Source organism: Arthrobacter sp. 135MFCol5.1 (genome assembly GCF_000374865.1).
Taxonomy (GTDB): Bacteria; Actinomycetota; Actinomycetes; order Actinomycetales; family Micrococcaceae; genus Arthrobacter.
This window is the reverse complement of record NZ_KB895467.1, coordinates 40,428-55,417: the sequence shown is the minus strand read 5'-3', so window position 1 is coordinate 55,417 and position 14,990 is coordinate 40,428. Positions and strand designations below refer to the sequence as shown.

Here is a 14,990-nt window from a genome sequence, read left to right as displayed (position 1 = left end):
GAACCTTACATGCAGTCGCGGGGGCGGGAGCATGTCCAAGAGGGTCCGGCAGTAAGTCCATTCACTCGAAAACTATGTATATCCAAGGATAGATTGTTGAGGCCTGATCTGAAAGACGGCAATGACTTCGGCGGTCAGGCCGGACCTGCCGTTCCGTCCCCTGAAGGGATGTCCGGCTCCATCAGGCGTGCGGGCAGGACAGACTTGCTGCCAAACCTGCGCGTTACCTCGTCCAGCGCCTGCTCGGCGGCCCGCCAGTTCTCATCCCTGCGGTCGATGCTCAGCTGCAGCGAGGTCCGCGCCGCTTCCTCAAGCTGTTCGGCCCGGACCCCCACGAGCCGCACGGTCATTGCCCTGGTTCCAAGGGACTCCAACAGCTGGAGTACCACCGCATAGATCAGCTGGGCGCTGTCGACCGGGGTGTGGACCGTCCTGCTGCGGGTGATGGTGGAGAAGTCTGCAAACCGGAGCTTCAAGGCTACGGTCCGCGCCACCATGCCCGAGCTGCGCAGCCGCGTCGCCGTCCGGTGGGACAGCCGGAGCAGTTCCCGCCTCAGGAGCGCGTCGTCGGCCGTATCCACGGCGAACGTCTCTTCCGCCCCGATGCTCTTTTCCAGCCGCACCGGGGTCACGGGACGGGGGTCAATGCCCCAGGCGAGCTGGTGCACGTGTTCCCCGGCGGCGCCCAGGACCTTCTTTAGCGAGGAGACCGGGGTTGCCGCGACGTCGGCCACGGTCTTGATGCCCATGTTCGCCAGCGCCTCACCCGTCTTGGCGCCGACGCCCCACAGTGCGCCAACCGGGAGGCTGTGGAGGTACGGAACGGTTTCGTCGGGCCCAATCATCAGGAGCCCGTCGGGCTTGCACCGGGTGGAGGCGATCTTGGCCACGAACTTCGTTTCCGCTATCCCCACCGAGGCGGTGATCCCCAGCTCCGAGGCCACCCTGCGCCGGATCAGCTCCCCGATCCCCCGGGGCGGCCCCAGCCGGCGCAGCGCACCGGTGACGTCAAGGAAGGCTTCGTCAACACTCAACGGCTCCACGAGCCCGGTGATGGATTCGAAAATCGCCATCAGCTGCCCGGAGACCTCGTAGTAGAGCTTGTGCCGGGGTTCAATCACCACGGCCTGCGGGCACATCCGCATCGCCACGGCCATGGGCATCGCAGACTTCACTCCAAAAGCCCGGGCTTCATAGGAACCCGACAGGACCACGGACCGTTCCCCCGGGAACCCAACGATCACGGGCTTGCCGCGGAGTTCGGGGCGGGTACGGAGTTCGACAGAGACAAAGAAGGCATCCATGTCCACATGCATGATGCAGGAACGCCGGCGGCCCGGAAGGGGCGCGGCGGCTGGCTGGTTCATACCTGCGGGCACCACGGCTGCAATCCTATCGGTTTGCGCCGCCCCCTCCGGAGGCTGGCTAAACTGGAGGCTGATTCCGCCCACAACACCAGGAGGAAAGTCTCTGTGACGGTTATTGGAAACTTCAAGCCAGCTGGCCTGGCCGCGCTTGCCGCCGTCGGGGTCCTCGCCCTTGCCGCGTGCAGCCAAGCCCCGTCAGGCCAGGCAGAGTCCTCCCAGACCGCTTCCATTGCCGCCACGCAGTCCACCCTCACGGCCTCGCCCAGCCCGTCGGCATCCCCCAACACGTCGGCAACGGTCGGCGCCGTCGTCGAAGGATTTCCCCAGCAGCTTCTTCCCCTGATGACCGGGGCCACGGTGGTGTCCAGCAGCTTTGACAAGGCATCCACCCCGGCAACGGCCGCGCTGGTGGGCACGGTATCGGCTCCCACCAGCGCCGTCATCGACTTCTACACCAAGGCCCTCGAAGGCCAGGGCTTCAAGGCGGTGCCGGGCGATACCGTGGGCGGGGTTGCTTCCAAGGACTTCGTCCGTGGCGACAATGAGACCGTGAACCTCGCGGTGGTGGAGGCTTCCGGCGTTTCCACGTTCACGATCGGCGCGAACGTCGCAGCTGAGTCGGCCAAGTGACGGCCGCGGAGCAGCTGAGGAATGAACAGGCAGACTTCGTGGCGGGAGTGGCCGGCGAACTGACCGGCTTCCTGACCAAGCGACAGTCCATCATGTCCGGCATCTCGCCGGACATCGAGCCCATCATGGGCTCCATCTCGAACCTGGTCACCGGCGGCAAGCGCCTGCGGGCGCTCATGTGCTACTGGGGCTGGCGCGGCGCCGGCGGGGAGGCCGGAGCCAGCCAGGTTGTGACGGCAGGTGCCGCCCTTGAATTGTTCCAGGCCGCTGCCCTGATCCACGATGACATCATCGACCGTTCGGACACCCGGCGTGGCGGTCCCAGCGTGCACCGGCGTTTCAGCCAGCTGCATACCGCGCAGGGCTGGGCCCTGGACGGCGAACGCTTCGGCCAGGCAGCAGCCATCCTTGCCGGCGACCTTTGCCTGTCCTTCAGCGAGGAAGCGTTCACCGACATCGGCGAGCGTGCAGCCTCAGGCAGCAGGGCACGGCTGATCTTCAACCTCATGCGCGCCGAGGTAATGGCCGGACAGTACCTGGACATCCTAGAGGAAGTGGCAGGGCCGGTCCGGGACCGCGCCGGAGCGGTCGGCAGGGCCCAGTCCATCATCCGGTTCAAGAGCGCCAAGTACTCCACCGAACATCCGCTGGCACTGGGCGGAGCCTTGGCTGGAGCGTCCAACGAGCTGCTCCGCGGCTACTCGGCGTTCGCCCTGCCGCTCGGCGAAGCATTCCAGCTCCGCGACGACGTCCTGGGGGTATTCGGCGATCCGCTGACCACGGGCAAGCCCGCGGGGGACGATTTAAGGGAGGGCAAGCGCACGGTCCTGGTGGCGCTGGCCCTGGACCAGGCATCACCCGCGGAGTCGGCCTTTATCGACGCCAGCCTCGGCAGCCCCGATCTTTCCGAGGCGGACATCCTCGACATCAGGCGGATCATCGAGGATTCCGGCGCGCTGCAGGCTACGGAGGTCCTGATCGGGGAATTCGGTGCCGCGGCATTTGATGCCCTCGAGGAACTCGAACTGGAAGACCTGCCCAAGACCGCCCTGCGGAGGCTGGCTGAAGCAACCGTCAGCCGAGCCTCCTAAAGCGGCAATTTACCAGGCGAGAGTTTGGGCCCTGCGCCTGATTTCCGTCTTGCGGCCTTCCCGCAATGCATCAATAGGGCGGCCGCGCAATGATTCATCGGCGGTAAACAGCCACACAATGAGGTCTTCATCCGAATAACCTGCATCGGAGAGCACCACAATGGTGCCTTTAAGGCTGTCCACTACCTGGCCATCCTGGATGAATTCTGCGGGAACCGAACGGATCTTCCGCTCCCCAACCCGCACCGCGGCCAAAGCATGGTCGTCAATCAGGCCATGGACCTTCGTGACGGAAACATCCAACAAACGTGCGACGTCGGGCAGCGGCAACCACTCACCCACCAGGTTTTCTACATTACTCACGGACCAAGGTTGCCACGCTGCGTACCTTGTCGCCTAGTCGGGGCAATTCATTTGCCTGGCCGCCCCGGGACACTCCATGAAAGTGGCCATTCCGGGCATTCTCCGGCTTCTTGTGCTAATCGCAAATTCGTGAGAGATTCACTTTGATCACAGTTGTAACACGAATAACTTAAGTCACAGTAGTATCAAGATTGACAGCGGCATCCCCGCCCGCGTCCGCGCCCGCAGTTGAGAAGAGGATTCTTTCCATGTCGATGTCCCGCTCGCCCAAGCAGCCCCCCAAGCCGAGCCTGCCGATGATTGCCGCCACCACCGCGGCACTGCCAGCGGTTGTCCTGTCATCCTTGGCCCTTGCCCAACCCGCAGCGGCAGCGCAGCCGGTACGCACCATTCCCAGCAGCCTTGCAGCGGCCATGAAAGCCCAGGCAGCTGCCCAGGTTTCCGGCGCGGTCATCCCCGCCTCTTCTGTCTCCACCACCATTCCGGCCACCCTGCAGCCCGCACAGCCGGCGCCCCCTGCGGAGTACACCATCGTCCGGGGCGACACCGTGAGCGCGATCGCCGGCCGCTTCGGACTGGACACAGGGGAAATCCTCAAGCTGAACAACCTCCAGCCGAACACCATCATTTACCCCGGCCAGAAGATCAAACTGTCCGGCTCGGCAGCACCGGCAGCCCCCTCGCCGGCTCCGGCAGCGCAGGCTCCGGCAGCACCGGCAGCCCCGGGCGGCGCAACCTATACGGTGAAGCCTGGAGACACCTTGGGTGCCATTGCCGCGCGGCACAATGTGGGCCTCTCCGACGTCTTTGCCTGGAACAACCTGTCGATGCGCTCCATCATCTACCCGGGCCAGAAGATCAAGGTCAGCGCCGGAAACGCCGCTCCCGCCCCTGCTGCACCGGCACCGGCGGCTCCCGCCCCGGCTGCTCCTGCACCCGCCTTGGCCGTCACGTCCGCTCCGGCCTCTGGTTCCTACACGATCAAGGCCGGTGACACCCTCTCAGCCATTGCCTCCCGGCACGGGGTCAAGTTGTCGGACCTGCTCTCCGCGAACCAGTTGAGCATGACCACCGTCATCTACCCCGGCAGCAAACTGGTCATCCCCGGCGGCGCCGGACAGGCAGGCCCGCAGCCCGCCCCCGCAGCCCCGCAGCCTGCCCCCGCTCCCCTGGTCCCCAGCACCTTCCTCGGCTTCAGCTACCCGGCAGCGGTCGTGAGTTCGGCCAACGAGAACAAAGCCCTCCTCAACGCGTCCCCCGTCCCTTCGAGGGATGAAATGAAGAACATCGTGGCGGATACCGCCCGTCGAATGGGCGTGGATACTTCGCTGGCCCTCGCCTTTGCCTACCAGGAGTCAGGCTTCAACCAGCGGGCCGTGTCACCTGCGAACGCGATCGGAACCATGCAGGTCATTCCCAGCTCCGGGCAGTGGGCATCCGACTTGGTCGGGCGCAAGCTGAACCTGCTCGACCCTTACGACAACGCGACGGCAGGCATCGCCATCCTTCGCCAGTTGCTGGCAACCAGCAAGGACCAGGACACGGCCATCGCCGGGTACTACCAAGGCCAGTACTCGGTGAGCAAGTACGGAATGTACGACGACACCAAGGCCTACGTAGCCGCTATCAAGGCAAACCAGAAAAACTACAGCTGAGCCCCCGGGCATCACCGGCTCCGGATGAAACACCGCGGGTCCGAACCGTTACCGGTTCGGACCCGCTTCCGTTTCGGATGCCTTTTGCCGCGGGATTAGGATCGTAAGGTGCAGGAACACGTGACAGACCCCCTTGCAGGGACACTGGTGGACAACCGCTACGCAGTGGCCTCCAGACTCGCCCGCGGCGGAATGTCCACCGTCTACCTGGCCGTCGACCAGAGGCTGGACCGCGAAGTGGCGCTCAAGGTGCTCCACCCGCACCTCGCCGCCGACGAAAGCTTCCTTGGCAGGCTTGGCCGCGAAGCGAAGGCCGCCGCGCGCCTCTCGCACCCGCACGTGGTGGGTGTCCTGGACCAGGGCAACGACGGCAACACCGCCTACCTCGTCATGGAGTACATCAAGGGCCACACGCTTCGGGACGTCCTCAGGGAACGGGGCGCCCTCTCGCCGCGGCTGGCGCTGGCCCTGATCGACCCCGTGGTGGAGGGCCTGGGAGCCGCGCACGCAGCAGGCTTCATCCACCGGGACGTCAAGCCGGAGAATGTCCTGATCGCCGATGACGGCAGGATAAAGATTGGCGATTTCGGCCTGGCCCGCGCGGTCACCAGTTCCACCAGCACCGGTGCGCTGATCGGCACCGTCGCCTATATCTCCCCCGAGCTGGTCCTGGGCCAACCGGCGGACGAGCGCAGCGATGTCTATTCCGTGGGCATCATGTTGTACGAAATGCTGACGGGGCGGCAGCCGTTCGAGGGTGACGTCCCCATCCAGGTCGCCTACCAGCATGTCAACGGAACGGTCGGGCCGCCGTCGGCCTTGGTTCCCGGCCTCGCAGCGGAAGTCGATGAGCTGGTGCAGTGGTGCACCGCCAATGATCCGGAAAACCGGCCGGTCGACGGCAATGCGCTGCTCCAGGAGCTGCGCCACATCCGGACCAACCTCACGGATGCCGAACTTGACCTGCAGCCGCCCGCAGCTGCAGCAGCAACGGCCCAGCACCAGACCGAGGTCCTGGCCCGCGCCAGCAATCCCACAACGCTGATCCCCCCCGCACGGCCGGCTGCCCCCGGCTATCCCCCCGGACGGCAACCGCTGCAGCAGGACAGCACGGACGGCGGGGCTGCTACGGAAGCCCTGATGTTCCACTCCAGGCGGCCGGACCTCGCACTTCCCGACGACGCCGACGACGCCTGGACTGCGCCGCCGCCCCGGCTCAGCAAGCGGGCGCAGCGCCGGTCGGACAGGGAGGACGAAAAGGTCCGCGCGCGGGCGGCCGCCACTCCGGCGCGGACACTCCGGGAGGGCAACCCCCGCCGACGCGGCATCGTGTGGATTGTCGTGCTTATTGTTGCCGCCCTGCTGGCCACGGGCGCCGGATGGTTTTTCGGCATGGGACCAGGCGCCGCGGCCGAGGTGCCGGCCGTCGCCAATAAAACGGTGGCGCAGGCCCAGCAGCTGCTCAACGGGGTGGGTTTCCATTCCACCACCAGCGATGTCTTCGATGACCAGGTGCCCACCGGGCTGGTGGTGGGCAGCGATCCGTCCGCCGGAACGGAGATCCGGAAATTCCAACCGGTCTCCCTGCTGGTCTCGAAGGGACCGCAGCTCTTCCCCCTGCCCAAACTCACGGGCGGAACCCTGACGGACGCGAAGAACGCCCTCAACGCAGCCCAAATGGCGCTGGGCCCGGTCAACGAACAGTATGACGACCAAACCGCGGCCGGCACGGTGCTCTCGCAAAATCCGGCGGCCGGCACTCCAGCCCGGCACGGCACGCCTGTGGAGATGGTGGTATCCAAGGGACCGCAGCCGATCCCCGTTCCCTCCGTCGTGGGCAAAGCCAAGGACGACGCCGTCGCCGCAATTAAGGCCGCGGGGCTCACTGCCGACACATCACCCGATGCGGTGTTCGACAAATCCGTTCCCGAGGGCGCCGTGGTCAGCCAGACTCCGGCTACCGGGACACTGACCCGCGGCGGGACGGTCACCCTGACCCTTTCCAAGGGGCCAAAGATGGTGGATGTCCCCAGCTTCATCGGCAAGCAGGCTGCAGACGCGCGGAAGGCCTTGGAAGCGCTGGGCTTCCAGGTCCGGGTCAACAACATCCTCGGCGGCTTCTTCGGCACCGTCCGGGACCAGGAACCGGTTAACCGGAAGGTCCCGGAGGGTTCCGTCATCACCATCACCGTGGTGTAGGAGGTTGGGGCCGGCAGTGCCGGCCCCAACCTGGCCTAGTTCTTGGCGAGGGCCCCGGCGACGAGGAACGCCATTTCCAGCGACTGCATATGGTTCAGGCGGGGATCGCACACGGATTCATAGCGGTCCAGGAAGGCATCCTGGTCGATCGGGTCCGCGCCGCCCAGGCACTCGGCCACATCGTCGCCGGTCATCTCCACGTGCAGGCCGCCCGGTACCGTGCCCAACCCGTGGTGCACTTCGAAGAAGCCGCGCACTTCGTCGATGACGTCGTCGAAATTGCGCGTCTTGTAGCCGTTGGGCGACGTGACGGTGTTGCCGTGCATGGGGTCGGTGACCCACAGCACCTGGGCACCGGACGCTGTGACCTTCTCGACGACGGCAGGCAGCTTCTCGCGGATGTTGCCGGCACCCATGCGGGTGATGAAGGTCAGGCGGCCGGGCTCGCGGTCAGGGTCCAGCTTGTCGATCAGGCGCAGGGCGTCATCACCGGTGGTGGACGGGCCGAGCTTGACCCCGATGGGGTTGCGCACCCGCGAGAGGAAGTCGACGTGTGCGTGGTCCAGTTCCCGGGTGCGCTCCCCGATCCACAAGAAGTGGGCCGAGGTGTCGTAGGGGAAACCGGTGCGGGAGTCGATGCGCGTCAGGGCGCGCTCGTAATCAAGCAGCAATGCCTCGTGGCTGGCGAAGAACTCCACCCGCTTGAGGGCTTCGAAGTCGGCGCCGCAGGAGTCCATGAATTTGATGGCGCGGTCGATGTCCCGGGCCAGTGACTCGTAGCGCGCGTGGGCCGGGTTTTCGGTGAACCCCTTGTTCCACTGGTGTACCGAGCGGAGGTCCGCGAATCCACCCTGGGTGAAGGCCCGGATGAGGTTCAGGGTGGACGCCGAGGTGTGGTAGGCGCGGAGCATCCTGGCGGCGTCATGGCCGCGGGACTCGGGCGTGAAATCGTAGCCGTTGACAATGTCGCCGCGGTACGCGGGAAGCGTGACGCCGTCGCGGGTTTCGTCGTTTGAGGAACGGGGCTTGGCGAACTGGCCCGCCATCCTGCCCATCTTGATGACCGGCATTGCCGCCCCGTACGTGAGCACCACCGCCATCTGCAGAATGGTCTTGACGCGGGCGCTGATCTTGTCCGCCGTGGCGGCCTCGAACGTTTCGGCGCAGTCGCCGCCCTGCAGCAGGAAGGCCTTGCCCTGGGCCGCGGCGGCGAGCCGCTCGCGCAGCACGTCCACTTCACCGGCGAAAACCAGCGGGGGAAGGACGGAAAGTTCCTTTACCGAGGCCTCGAAGACGCCGCGGTCCTGCCAGCTGGGCTGCTGCGAGATGGGAAGGTCCCGCCAGTTGTCGAGTCCGGGATAGTTGGCCGCCCCGCTCTGGGCGGTACTGGACAGCGAAAAGGCAGGTTTTGCGGATAGCTCAGTCACCATCTAAGACTAGCGTCCGGGCGGGGCCGGCGGGCACAGCGTCGTCACTCAGCCGGGCACCGGCGTCATAACAGCACAGGAAAGCCCAGTGCTGTTACCTGGCGGCGGATGTCCCGGCGTCGTCCTCCGGGGCCGGAGTGCCTTCCGCCGGGGCCTTCGGGCCGCTGCCCTGGACGAACTCGCCGTCGGCGGCGACCGGCGCGGCCAGTGGCTCGGCTGCCGCCTGGGGTTTCACGGGCTTGCCGGCAAGCCGCAGCTTGACCACGGCGGCGTACTCGTCCACGTACTCCTGGCCGGACAGCCGCATCAGGTTGGTCATGATCTCGTCGGTGACAAGCCGCTGCACGGTGCGGTCTTCCGCCTGGTCGCGGTATTGGCTGAAATCCAGCGGCTCGCCGAAAATCATGCCGATCCTGCGGATGTTGGGCAGCCGCTTGCCGATGGGCTGGACTTTGTCGGTGCCGATCATGGCCACCGGAATGACGGGAACTCCCGCCTGCAGCGCCAGCCGGGCAACACCCACTTTCCCGCGGTACAACCGGGCGTCCGGGCTGCGCGTGCCCTCGGGGTAGATGCCCAGCAGGCCGCCGGAGGTGAGCACGTCCATCCCGGCGTTCAGGGACGCCGCCGAGGCCGCACCGCCGGACCGGTCCATGGGCAGCTGGTTGGTCAGGCGGAAGAACGCCGCCGTCAACCTGCCCTTGATCCCGGTTCCCGTGAAGTATTCCGACTTTGCCAGGAACACCACCGGGCGGCGGACCATGAGCGGCATGAAGATGGAATCCGAGAATGACAGGTGGTTGGAGGCGATAATGGCGGCCCCCTGCGCAGGGATGTTGTCCAGGCCCTTGACCCACGGCCGGAAAAGCATCTTGATCACCGGACCGAGGAAGATCCTTTTCATGACCCAATAGAACACGTGGCGAACCTCTCCGGAAGGCGGCTTCCAGCCCCGGCGTCGGGCCTGGCCAGCGATTCAATGCAACCCTACTCTAGTGAGATTTGGCAGGAACAGTGACACGATGGAGTCATGACTGAAAGCAGCACCCCGCCCCGTCCGGCCGCTTTCAGCTATCCAGGCCACGGCCCCAATGCGCGGATTGGCATCGCCATCTGCCACGGGTTCACCGGCAGCCCGCTAAGCGTGCTGCCGTGGGCAACCCACTTGGCGGACCAGGGATACGCGGTGTCCGTTCCCCTGTTGCCGGGACATGGGACCCACTGGCGCCAGCTCGCCCGAACAGGGTGGCAGGACTGGTACCGCAGTTACGAGGAAGCCTTCCTGGATCTTTCCGCGCGGACGGAAATGACGTTTACCGCCGGCCTCTCCATGGGCGGTGCGATCGCCCTGCTTGCGGCCTCCCGCCACCACGCTGCGGGGGTCACCATCGTCAACCCGGGCCTGAGCTTCTATGACCGCCGGGTGCGCGTGATCGGTGTCCTCAAGTACTTCCAGCGGACCACGATTCCCATCCAGGAGGACCAGCCTACGGCGGCGGCAACGGACGACGGCGACTATTCGCGGACTCCGTTGGCGGCCGTGCATGAGCTCAAGAAGCTCTTTGGCGCCGCAATCCGCGGGCTGCCGAAAGTGGACGCCCCGGTCCAGGTCTTCAAATCGCGGACGGACGCCGTGGTCCCGCCATCATCCCTGGCCCTCCTGGAGAAAGGGCTGCGGGGAAACCTCGCCGAGGTGGTGGAGCTTGCCAGCAGCGGACATGTGGCTACTCTGGACGTGGACGCGCCCGCGATCTTCGAGAAATCGGAAGCATTCGTCGCCGCCCACGCCCGCCGCACCAGTACCTTGGAGACCCCATGACCTCCGGCCCCGACCACAGCCCCTTCTCCAGTGCCTTCAGCGGCGGAGGTCCCCGCACCGGAATCGTCCTGTCCCATGGCTTCACGGGAAGCCCGCATGGTTTGCGCGCCTGGGCCACGGCGTTCGCCGAGGCCGGGTTCGCCGTCCGGATGCCGCTGCTTCCGGGCCACGGCACGACGTGGCAGGACCTCTCGCGGACCCGCTGGCAGCAATGGCACAGCGCCCTCGATGAAGCGTTCCTCGAGCTGGACTCCCAGTGCGACCGGGTTTTCGCTGCCGGGCTGAGCATGGGCGGTGCCCTGGCGCTGAGGATTGCCGCAACCAGACCGGTGGCGGGAGTGGTCCTGGTGAACCCCGGCCTGGTGGTCGACGACCCCCGCGCGCCGCTGGCGGGCATCCTGAAGCTGGTCCTGAAGAGCACCCCGTCCATCGGCAACGACATCCTCAAAGCCGGCGTGGATGAGGGCGCCTACGCACGCACCCCGGTGGCCGCCGCCCACGAACTCAACAAGATGTTCAAGGACACCGTCCGGCTCCTCCCCCGGATCACCGCCCCGGTCCAGGTGTACCGGTCAACCGTGGACCATGTGGTGTCCGATGCCAGCATGGCTGTCCTTCGGCGCGGGCTGGCGAACGCACCCCTGGACGTGGTCCGGCTGGAAAACAGTTACCACGTCGCCACCCTGGACAACGACGCAGATCTGATTTTCGAGGGCTCGGTGGATTTCATTCGGCGGGTCCTGAACGCCGCGCCCCCGGCCAGTCCCGCCGCTGCTGGGCAGGAGGGCCGCCATGAACAGGCATGACCCGGGCCAGCCGGATCCGGGGGCCAGCCAGGATGACGCCGTCTGGCTGGACCTGGTGGCACGGCTCGAATCGGACACCGTGGCAACGCGCCCTGATACCCCGGCAGGCGGCCAGCTGCCACCGTCCGGGAAGGTGTCCGGAGCGCCGGAAACCCACCAGCCGCCGTCGTTCCAGGACTTCGACCCCCTGGGGCTGGCAGGGATGCCGGCGGCGGAGCGCCAGGCGGCAGCCGCCGGCGGGACGGGCACGGAGCCTGCCGGCCCGTCCGAGGGACCCCGCGACTATGAGGTTGACGACGACGGCGGTGAGTTCGTGCCCGAGGAGCCGCCCAGCCTGGCCGGCACCGATCCGCTGACCATGCTGGCGTGGCTGGGAGCCGTGGGCGGACCGGTGGCGCTGCTGTTGTCGGCAATGTTCTGGCGGTCGGCACCCCTGCTGGCGATCGTCGGCATTGTTGCCGTCTTCGTGCTCGCGACCGTGTACCTGATCATGAAGCTGCCGCAGGAAAACAACGGCGACGACGACGGCGCGAGGGTCTAGCAGGGCTCCCCGGCCAGGTCAGCTGCGGACGCGGCTGCTGACGCGGGAGAGGTCGGCTGCGCCGATCAGGCCGGCATTGGGACCCAGGGCCGCCAGTTCGATGGCCGCTTCCGGCCGGAAGCCACGGCCGGTGAGGTTCCGGGAGAACGCCTTGCGGGCCGGCTGCACCAGCAGGTCACCCGCAGAGCACAAGCCCCCGCCGATGACGAACATGCCTGGATCGAGGGCTGCGGCCAGGTTGGCCAGTCCCAGGCCAAGCCATTCGCCCACTTCCTCGATCAGTTCGCGCGAGGCACGGTCGCCTGCCAGGGCCAGTTCCGTGACGATGGCACCCGTGATTGCCTCCGGACGTCCGCCCACGGCCGCCAGCAGGTCCTGGGCTACGGGCGAATTTGCCCGGGCGAGGAGCCGGGCCTCGCGGCCCAGGGCGTTGCCCGATGCGTATTGTTCCCAGCATCCGCGGTTGCCGCACTCGCACCGGTGGCCGCCGGGCATGATGATCTGGTGGCCAAACTCGCCGGCAACTCCGAAGCGGCCGCGTTCCACCCTGCCGTCCATCACCATGGCCCCGCCGATTCCAGTCCCAAGGGTGATGCACACCAGGCGGTCCTCCCCTTGGCCGGCACCGAAGCGCCATTCCGCCCACGCCGCAGCATCGGCGTCGTTGGTCAGGAGCACGGGACGGCGAAGGAGCCGTTGCAGGTTCTCGCGGAGAGGCTCGTTGCGCCAGGCCAGATGCGGACTGAAGAGGACGGTTCCGCCGGCCAGGTCCATCCACCCTGCGGCGCCGATTCCCACCGACCAGATGCGGTGGCCCCGGCCCAGTTCCTCGACGAGTTCGACAATGACCTGCTCCACCGCCCGCGGGTCGGTGCCAGGCGTGGACCGGCGCGCTTCGCTGAGAATCCGGCCTTCGGCGTCCACAACGCCCGCGGCGACCTTGGTCCCCCCGATATCGATCCCGATGGCCAATCCCTTGCGGCCAAGGCGGAGGTGCCCGCGGACGCCGCCGCCGTGCAACCGTCCGGCGCGCTGGATGGCGGGACGGCGCCGCCAGGGAGCCGGTCTTCCAAGGGGGCCGGCCTGATCGCCGGGCAACGCTCCGTACATAGTCCACCATTCTAGGCGGGCACCGGAATTGTCTTGACATACGCGGGCGCACACGGCTCTCATTGACGGCTAAGTTACTCGCCAGTAGGTTTATGTACTGCACAGTCCCGCCCGGGGTATTAGTCTTTAGGCAACCCCCTGCGCGGGACTTCAGATATCAAAGGAGCTATAGTGCGCGAATTCAGTGTTCCGCCCCTGGTTGTTGTCCCACCCGAATCCAACATCACCGACCTGGTGTTGCGGCAGGCAGGCAAGGCCAGCAATCCGGCACTGTTTTCGCGCCTGGATGCCGGGGGCGCGTGGCAGAACGTTGCCGCCACGGACTTCCTGGCAGATGTCAGAGCCTTGGCCAAGGGCCTGATCGCCAGCGGCGTTGCTGCAGGCGACCGCGTGGGCATCATGTCCCGCACCCGTTACGAGTGGGCACTGGTCGACTTCTCCATCTGGTTCGCCGGTGCAGTGTCGGTCCCCATCTATGAAACGTCGTCCCCGTCCCAGGTCGCCTGGAACCTCGGGGATTCGGGCGCTGTGGCCGCTTTCGGCGAATCCGCGCACCACGAGAACGTCATCCGCCAGGCCGTTACGGCTGAGGGGCTCACGGCCGTGCAGCACGTCTGGCAGCTTGAGGGCCAGGGACTGGACGCGCTCCGCGATGCCGGCCGGGACGTCAGCGATGAAGAACTCGAAAAGCGACGCAGCGCAGCGAACCTTGGCGACGTCGCCACCATCATCTACACCTCCGGAACCACGGGACGGCCCAAGGGCTGCGAGCTGACGCACGGGAACTTCGTGGAGCTCTCGGACAACGCCCTGGCCATCATCGGCGACATCGTCCACGAGAACGCCAAGACCATCATGTTCCTGCCGATGGCCCACGTGTTCGCCCGCTTCATTTCCGTGCTTGCGATGGCCGCCGGCACCACCGTGGCCCACACCCCCGACATCAAGAACCTCCTGGGCGACCTGCAGAGCTACGAGCCCACCTTCATCCTGGCGGTACCGAGGGTCTTCGAGAAGGTCTACAACTCCGCACTGACCAAAGCGGAGGACGGCGGCAAGGGCGCCATCTTCCACCGGGCAGCCGACACCGCCATTGCGTTCTCCAAGGCACGCCAGGACGGACGGGTGGGGCTGGGCCTGAAGTTGCGCCACGCCCTGTTCGACAAACTGGTGTACGGCAAGTTGCGGGCGGCAATGGGCGGACACGTCGCGCACGCCGTGTCCGGCGGCGGCCCCCTGGGCGAGCGGCTGGGTCATTTCTTCCAAGGAATCGGGCTGCAGGTGCTGGAGGGATACGGCCTCACCGAGACCACCGCTCCCATCACGGTCAACACGCCGTCACGGATCAAGATCGGATCGGTGGGCAAGCCGCTGCCGGGCAACGCGGTCAAGATCGCCGACGACGGCGAGATCCTGGCCAAGGGCGTCTGCGTCATGCGGGGCTACTACCGACGGGAGGACCTCACCGGCGAGGCGTTCACCGACGGCTGGTTCCACACCGGAGACATCGGCCGGCTGGACGAGGAAGGCTTCGTGTGGATCACCGGGCGGAAGAAGGAGATCATCGTTACCGCCGGCGGCAAGAACGTGATCCCGGCCCTCCTGGAGGACCAGATCCGCGCCGACGCCCTGGTCTCCCAGGTCCTGGTGGTGGGCGACAACAGGCCCTTCATCGGCGCCTTGGTGACCCTGGACCAGGAAGCACTGCCGGGCTGGCTCCAGCGCCACGGCCTTCCAGCGGACACGACGCTCGAGCAGGCCGCGGGCAATCCGGTAGTGAAGGCGGCGGTGCAGGACCTGATCACCGCGGCAAACACGTCGGTCTCGCAGGCCGAAGCCATCAAGTCCTTCCGGATCGTTCCGGCGGACTTCACCGAGGCTTCCGGGCACCTGACCCCTTCCATGAAGGTGAAGCGGGCCCAGGTGATAAAGGACTTCGAAACGGTCATCGAGGAAATGTACTCCGCGCCGCGTTCGTAGCA

Annotated in this window: 13 protein-coding genes; 8 read left to right on the top strand and 5 right to left on the bottom strand. The window is 66.5% G+C overall.

The features are described 5' to 3' along the window. Positions 1 to 134: 134 nt before the first annotated feature. On the bottom strand, positions 135 to 1,367 hold the full coding sequence (gene dinB, locus C563_RS21610) for a DNA polymerase IV (RefSeq protein WP_018763543.1): 1,233 nt from the start codon (positions 1,365 to 1,367) through the stop codon (positions 135 to 137). Between the two features lie 105 nt (positions 1,368 to 1,472). Between dinB and C563_RS0118385 the strand changes: the two genes are divergently transcribed. Both C563_RS0118385 and C563_RS0118380 read left to right on the top strand, forming a co-directional pair. Then, a complete protein-coding gene (locus tag C563_RS0118385) occupies positions 1,473 to 1,997 on the top strand; it encodes a hypothetical protein (protein ID WP_018763542.1) in 525 nt (174 codons plus the stop codon). Continuing rightward, entirely contained in the window at positions 1,994 to 3,088 is a 1,095-nt protein-coding gene (locus C563_RS0118380; protein ID WP_018763541.1) for a polyprenyl synthetase family protein, read from the top strand. Before C563_RS0118385 ends, C563_RS0118380 begins: the two co-directional genes overlap by 4 nt. 9 nt (positions 3,089 to 3,097) lie before the next feature. Here the strand turns inward: C563_RS0118380 and C563_RS0118375 are convergent, their stop codons facing one another. Beyond that, positions 3,098 to 3,451 carry an Rv2175c family DNA-binding protein gene (locus C563_RS0118375; RefSeq protein WP_026265088.1) on the bottom strand — a complete coding sequence of 118 codons (354 nt, stop codon included), beginning with the start codon at positions 3,449 to 3,451 and terminating at the stop codon, positions 3,098 to 3,100. A gap of 248 nt (positions 3,452 to 3,699) precedes the next feature. Here C563_RS0118375 and C563_RS0118370 point away from each other — a divergent pair, with 248 nt between their 5' ends. After that, positions 3,700 to 5,106: a lytic transglycosylase domain-containing protein gene (locus C563_RS0118370; protein ID WP_018763539.1), complete on the top strand. Its 1,407-nt coding sequence runs from the start codon at positions 3,700 to 3,702 to the stop codon at positions 5,104 to 5,106. 108 nt (positions 5,107 to 5,214) lie between these two features. Continuing rightward, positions 5,215 to 7,305 carry a Stk1 family PASTA domain-containing Ser/Thr kinase gene (gene pknB, locus C563_RS0118365; protein WP_018763538.1) on the top strand — a complete coding sequence of 697 codons (2,091 nt, stop codon included), beginning with the start codon at positions 5,215 to 5,217 and terminating at the stop codon, positions 7,303 to 7,305. A gap of 35 nt (positions 7,306 to 7,340) precedes the next feature. Here the strand turns inward: pknB and C563_RS0118360 are convergent, their stop codons facing one another. Continuing rightward, on the bottom strand, positions 7,341 to 8,735 hold the full coding sequence (locus C563_RS0118360; RefSeq protein ID WP_018763537.1) for a class II 3-deoxy-7-phosphoheptulonate synthase: 1,395 nt from the start codon (positions 8,733 to 8,735) through the stop codon (positions 7,341 to 7,343). Between the two features lie 91 nt (positions 8,736 to 8,826). After that, complete coding sequence (locus tag C563_RS0118355) at positions 8,827 to 9,651, bottom strand: lysophospholipid acyltransferase family protein (protein ID WP_018763536.1); 825 nt, start codon at positions 9,649 to 9,651, stop codon at positions 8,827 to 8,829. 111 nt (positions 9,652 to 9,762) lie between these two features. Between C563_RS0118355 and C563_RS0118350 the strand changes: the two genes are divergently transcribed. Genes C563_RS0118350 through C563_RS0118340 form a run of 3 tightly spaced genes read left to right on the top strand, consistent with a single transcriptional unit; the run spans position 9,763 to position 11,898 of the window. Then, a complete protein-coding gene (locus tag C563_RS0118350) occupies positions 9,763 to 10,551 on the top strand; it encodes an alpha/beta hydrolase (RefSeq protein WP_018763535.1) in 789 nt (262 codons plus the stop codon). Further along, a complete protein-coding gene (locus C563_RS0118345) occupies positions 10,548 to 11,357 on the top strand; it encodes an alpha/beta hydrolase (protein ID WP_018763534.1) in 810 nt (269 codons plus the stop codon). The genes C563_RS0118350 and C563_RS0118345 overlap by 4 nt, the downstream gene beginning before the upstream one ends. Next, positions 11,344 to 11,898 (top strand): hypothetical protein, encoded by a 555-nt coding sequence (locus C563_RS0118340; protein WP_018763533.1) that lies wholly within the window; start codon positions 11,344 to 11,346, stop codon positions 11,896 to 11,898. Before C563_RS0118345 ends, C563_RS0118340 begins: the two co-directional genes overlap by 14 nt. A gap of 18 nt (positions 11,899 to 11,916) precedes the next feature. Here C563_RS0118340 and C563_RS0118335 read toward each other — a convergent pair whose 3' ends face one another. After that, the gene (locus C563_RS0118335) at positions 11,917 to 13,008 is read right to left on the bottom strand and encodes an ROK family glucokinase (RefSeq protein ID WP_026265086.1); all 1,092 of its coding nucleotides are present in this window, start codon (positions 13,006 to 13,008) and stop codon (positions 11,917 to 11,919) included. A gap of 171 nt (positions 13,009 to 13,179) precedes the next feature. Here C563_RS0118335 and C563_RS0118330 point away from each other — a divergent pair, with 171 nt between their 5' ends. Then, entirely contained in the window at positions 13,180 to 14,988 is a 1,809-nt protein-coding gene (locus C563_RS0118330; protein WP_018763531.1) for an AMP-dependent synthetase/ligase, read from the top strand. The last annotated feature ends 2 nt before the right edge of the window (positions 14,989 to 14,990 follow it).

Bases quoted from the DNA above. Each gene is read 5' to 3' on its own strand.
- dinB (WP_018763543.1), bottom strand. From the start codon at position 1,367: ATGAACCAGCCAGCCGCCGCGCCCCTTCCGGGCCGCCGGCGTTCCTGC.
- C563_RS0118370 (WP_018763539.1), top strand. From the start codon at position 3,700: ATGTCGATGTCCCGCTCGCCCAAGCAGCCCCCCAAGCCGAGCCTGCCG.
- C563_RS0118360 (WP_018763537.1), bottom strand. From the start codon at position 8,735: ATGGTGACTGAGCTATCCGCAAAACCTGCCTTTTCGCTGTCCAGTACC.
- C563_RS0118350 (WP_018763535.1), top strand. From the start codon at position 9,763: ATGACTGAAAGCAGCACCCCGCCCCGTCCGGCCGCTTTCAGCTATCCA.
- C563_RS0118345 (WP_018763534.1), top strand. From the start codon at position 10,548: ATGACCTCCGGCCCCGACCACAGCCCCTTCTCCAGTGCCTTCAGCGGC.
- C563_RS0118340 (WP_018763533.1), top strand. From the start codon at position 11,344: ATGAACAGGCATGACCCGGGCCAGCCGGATCCGGGGGCCAGCCAGGAT.
- C563_RS0118335 (WP_026265086.1), bottom strand. From the start codon at position 13,008: ATGTACGGAGCGTTGCCCGGCGATCAGGCCGGCCCCCTTGGAAGACCG.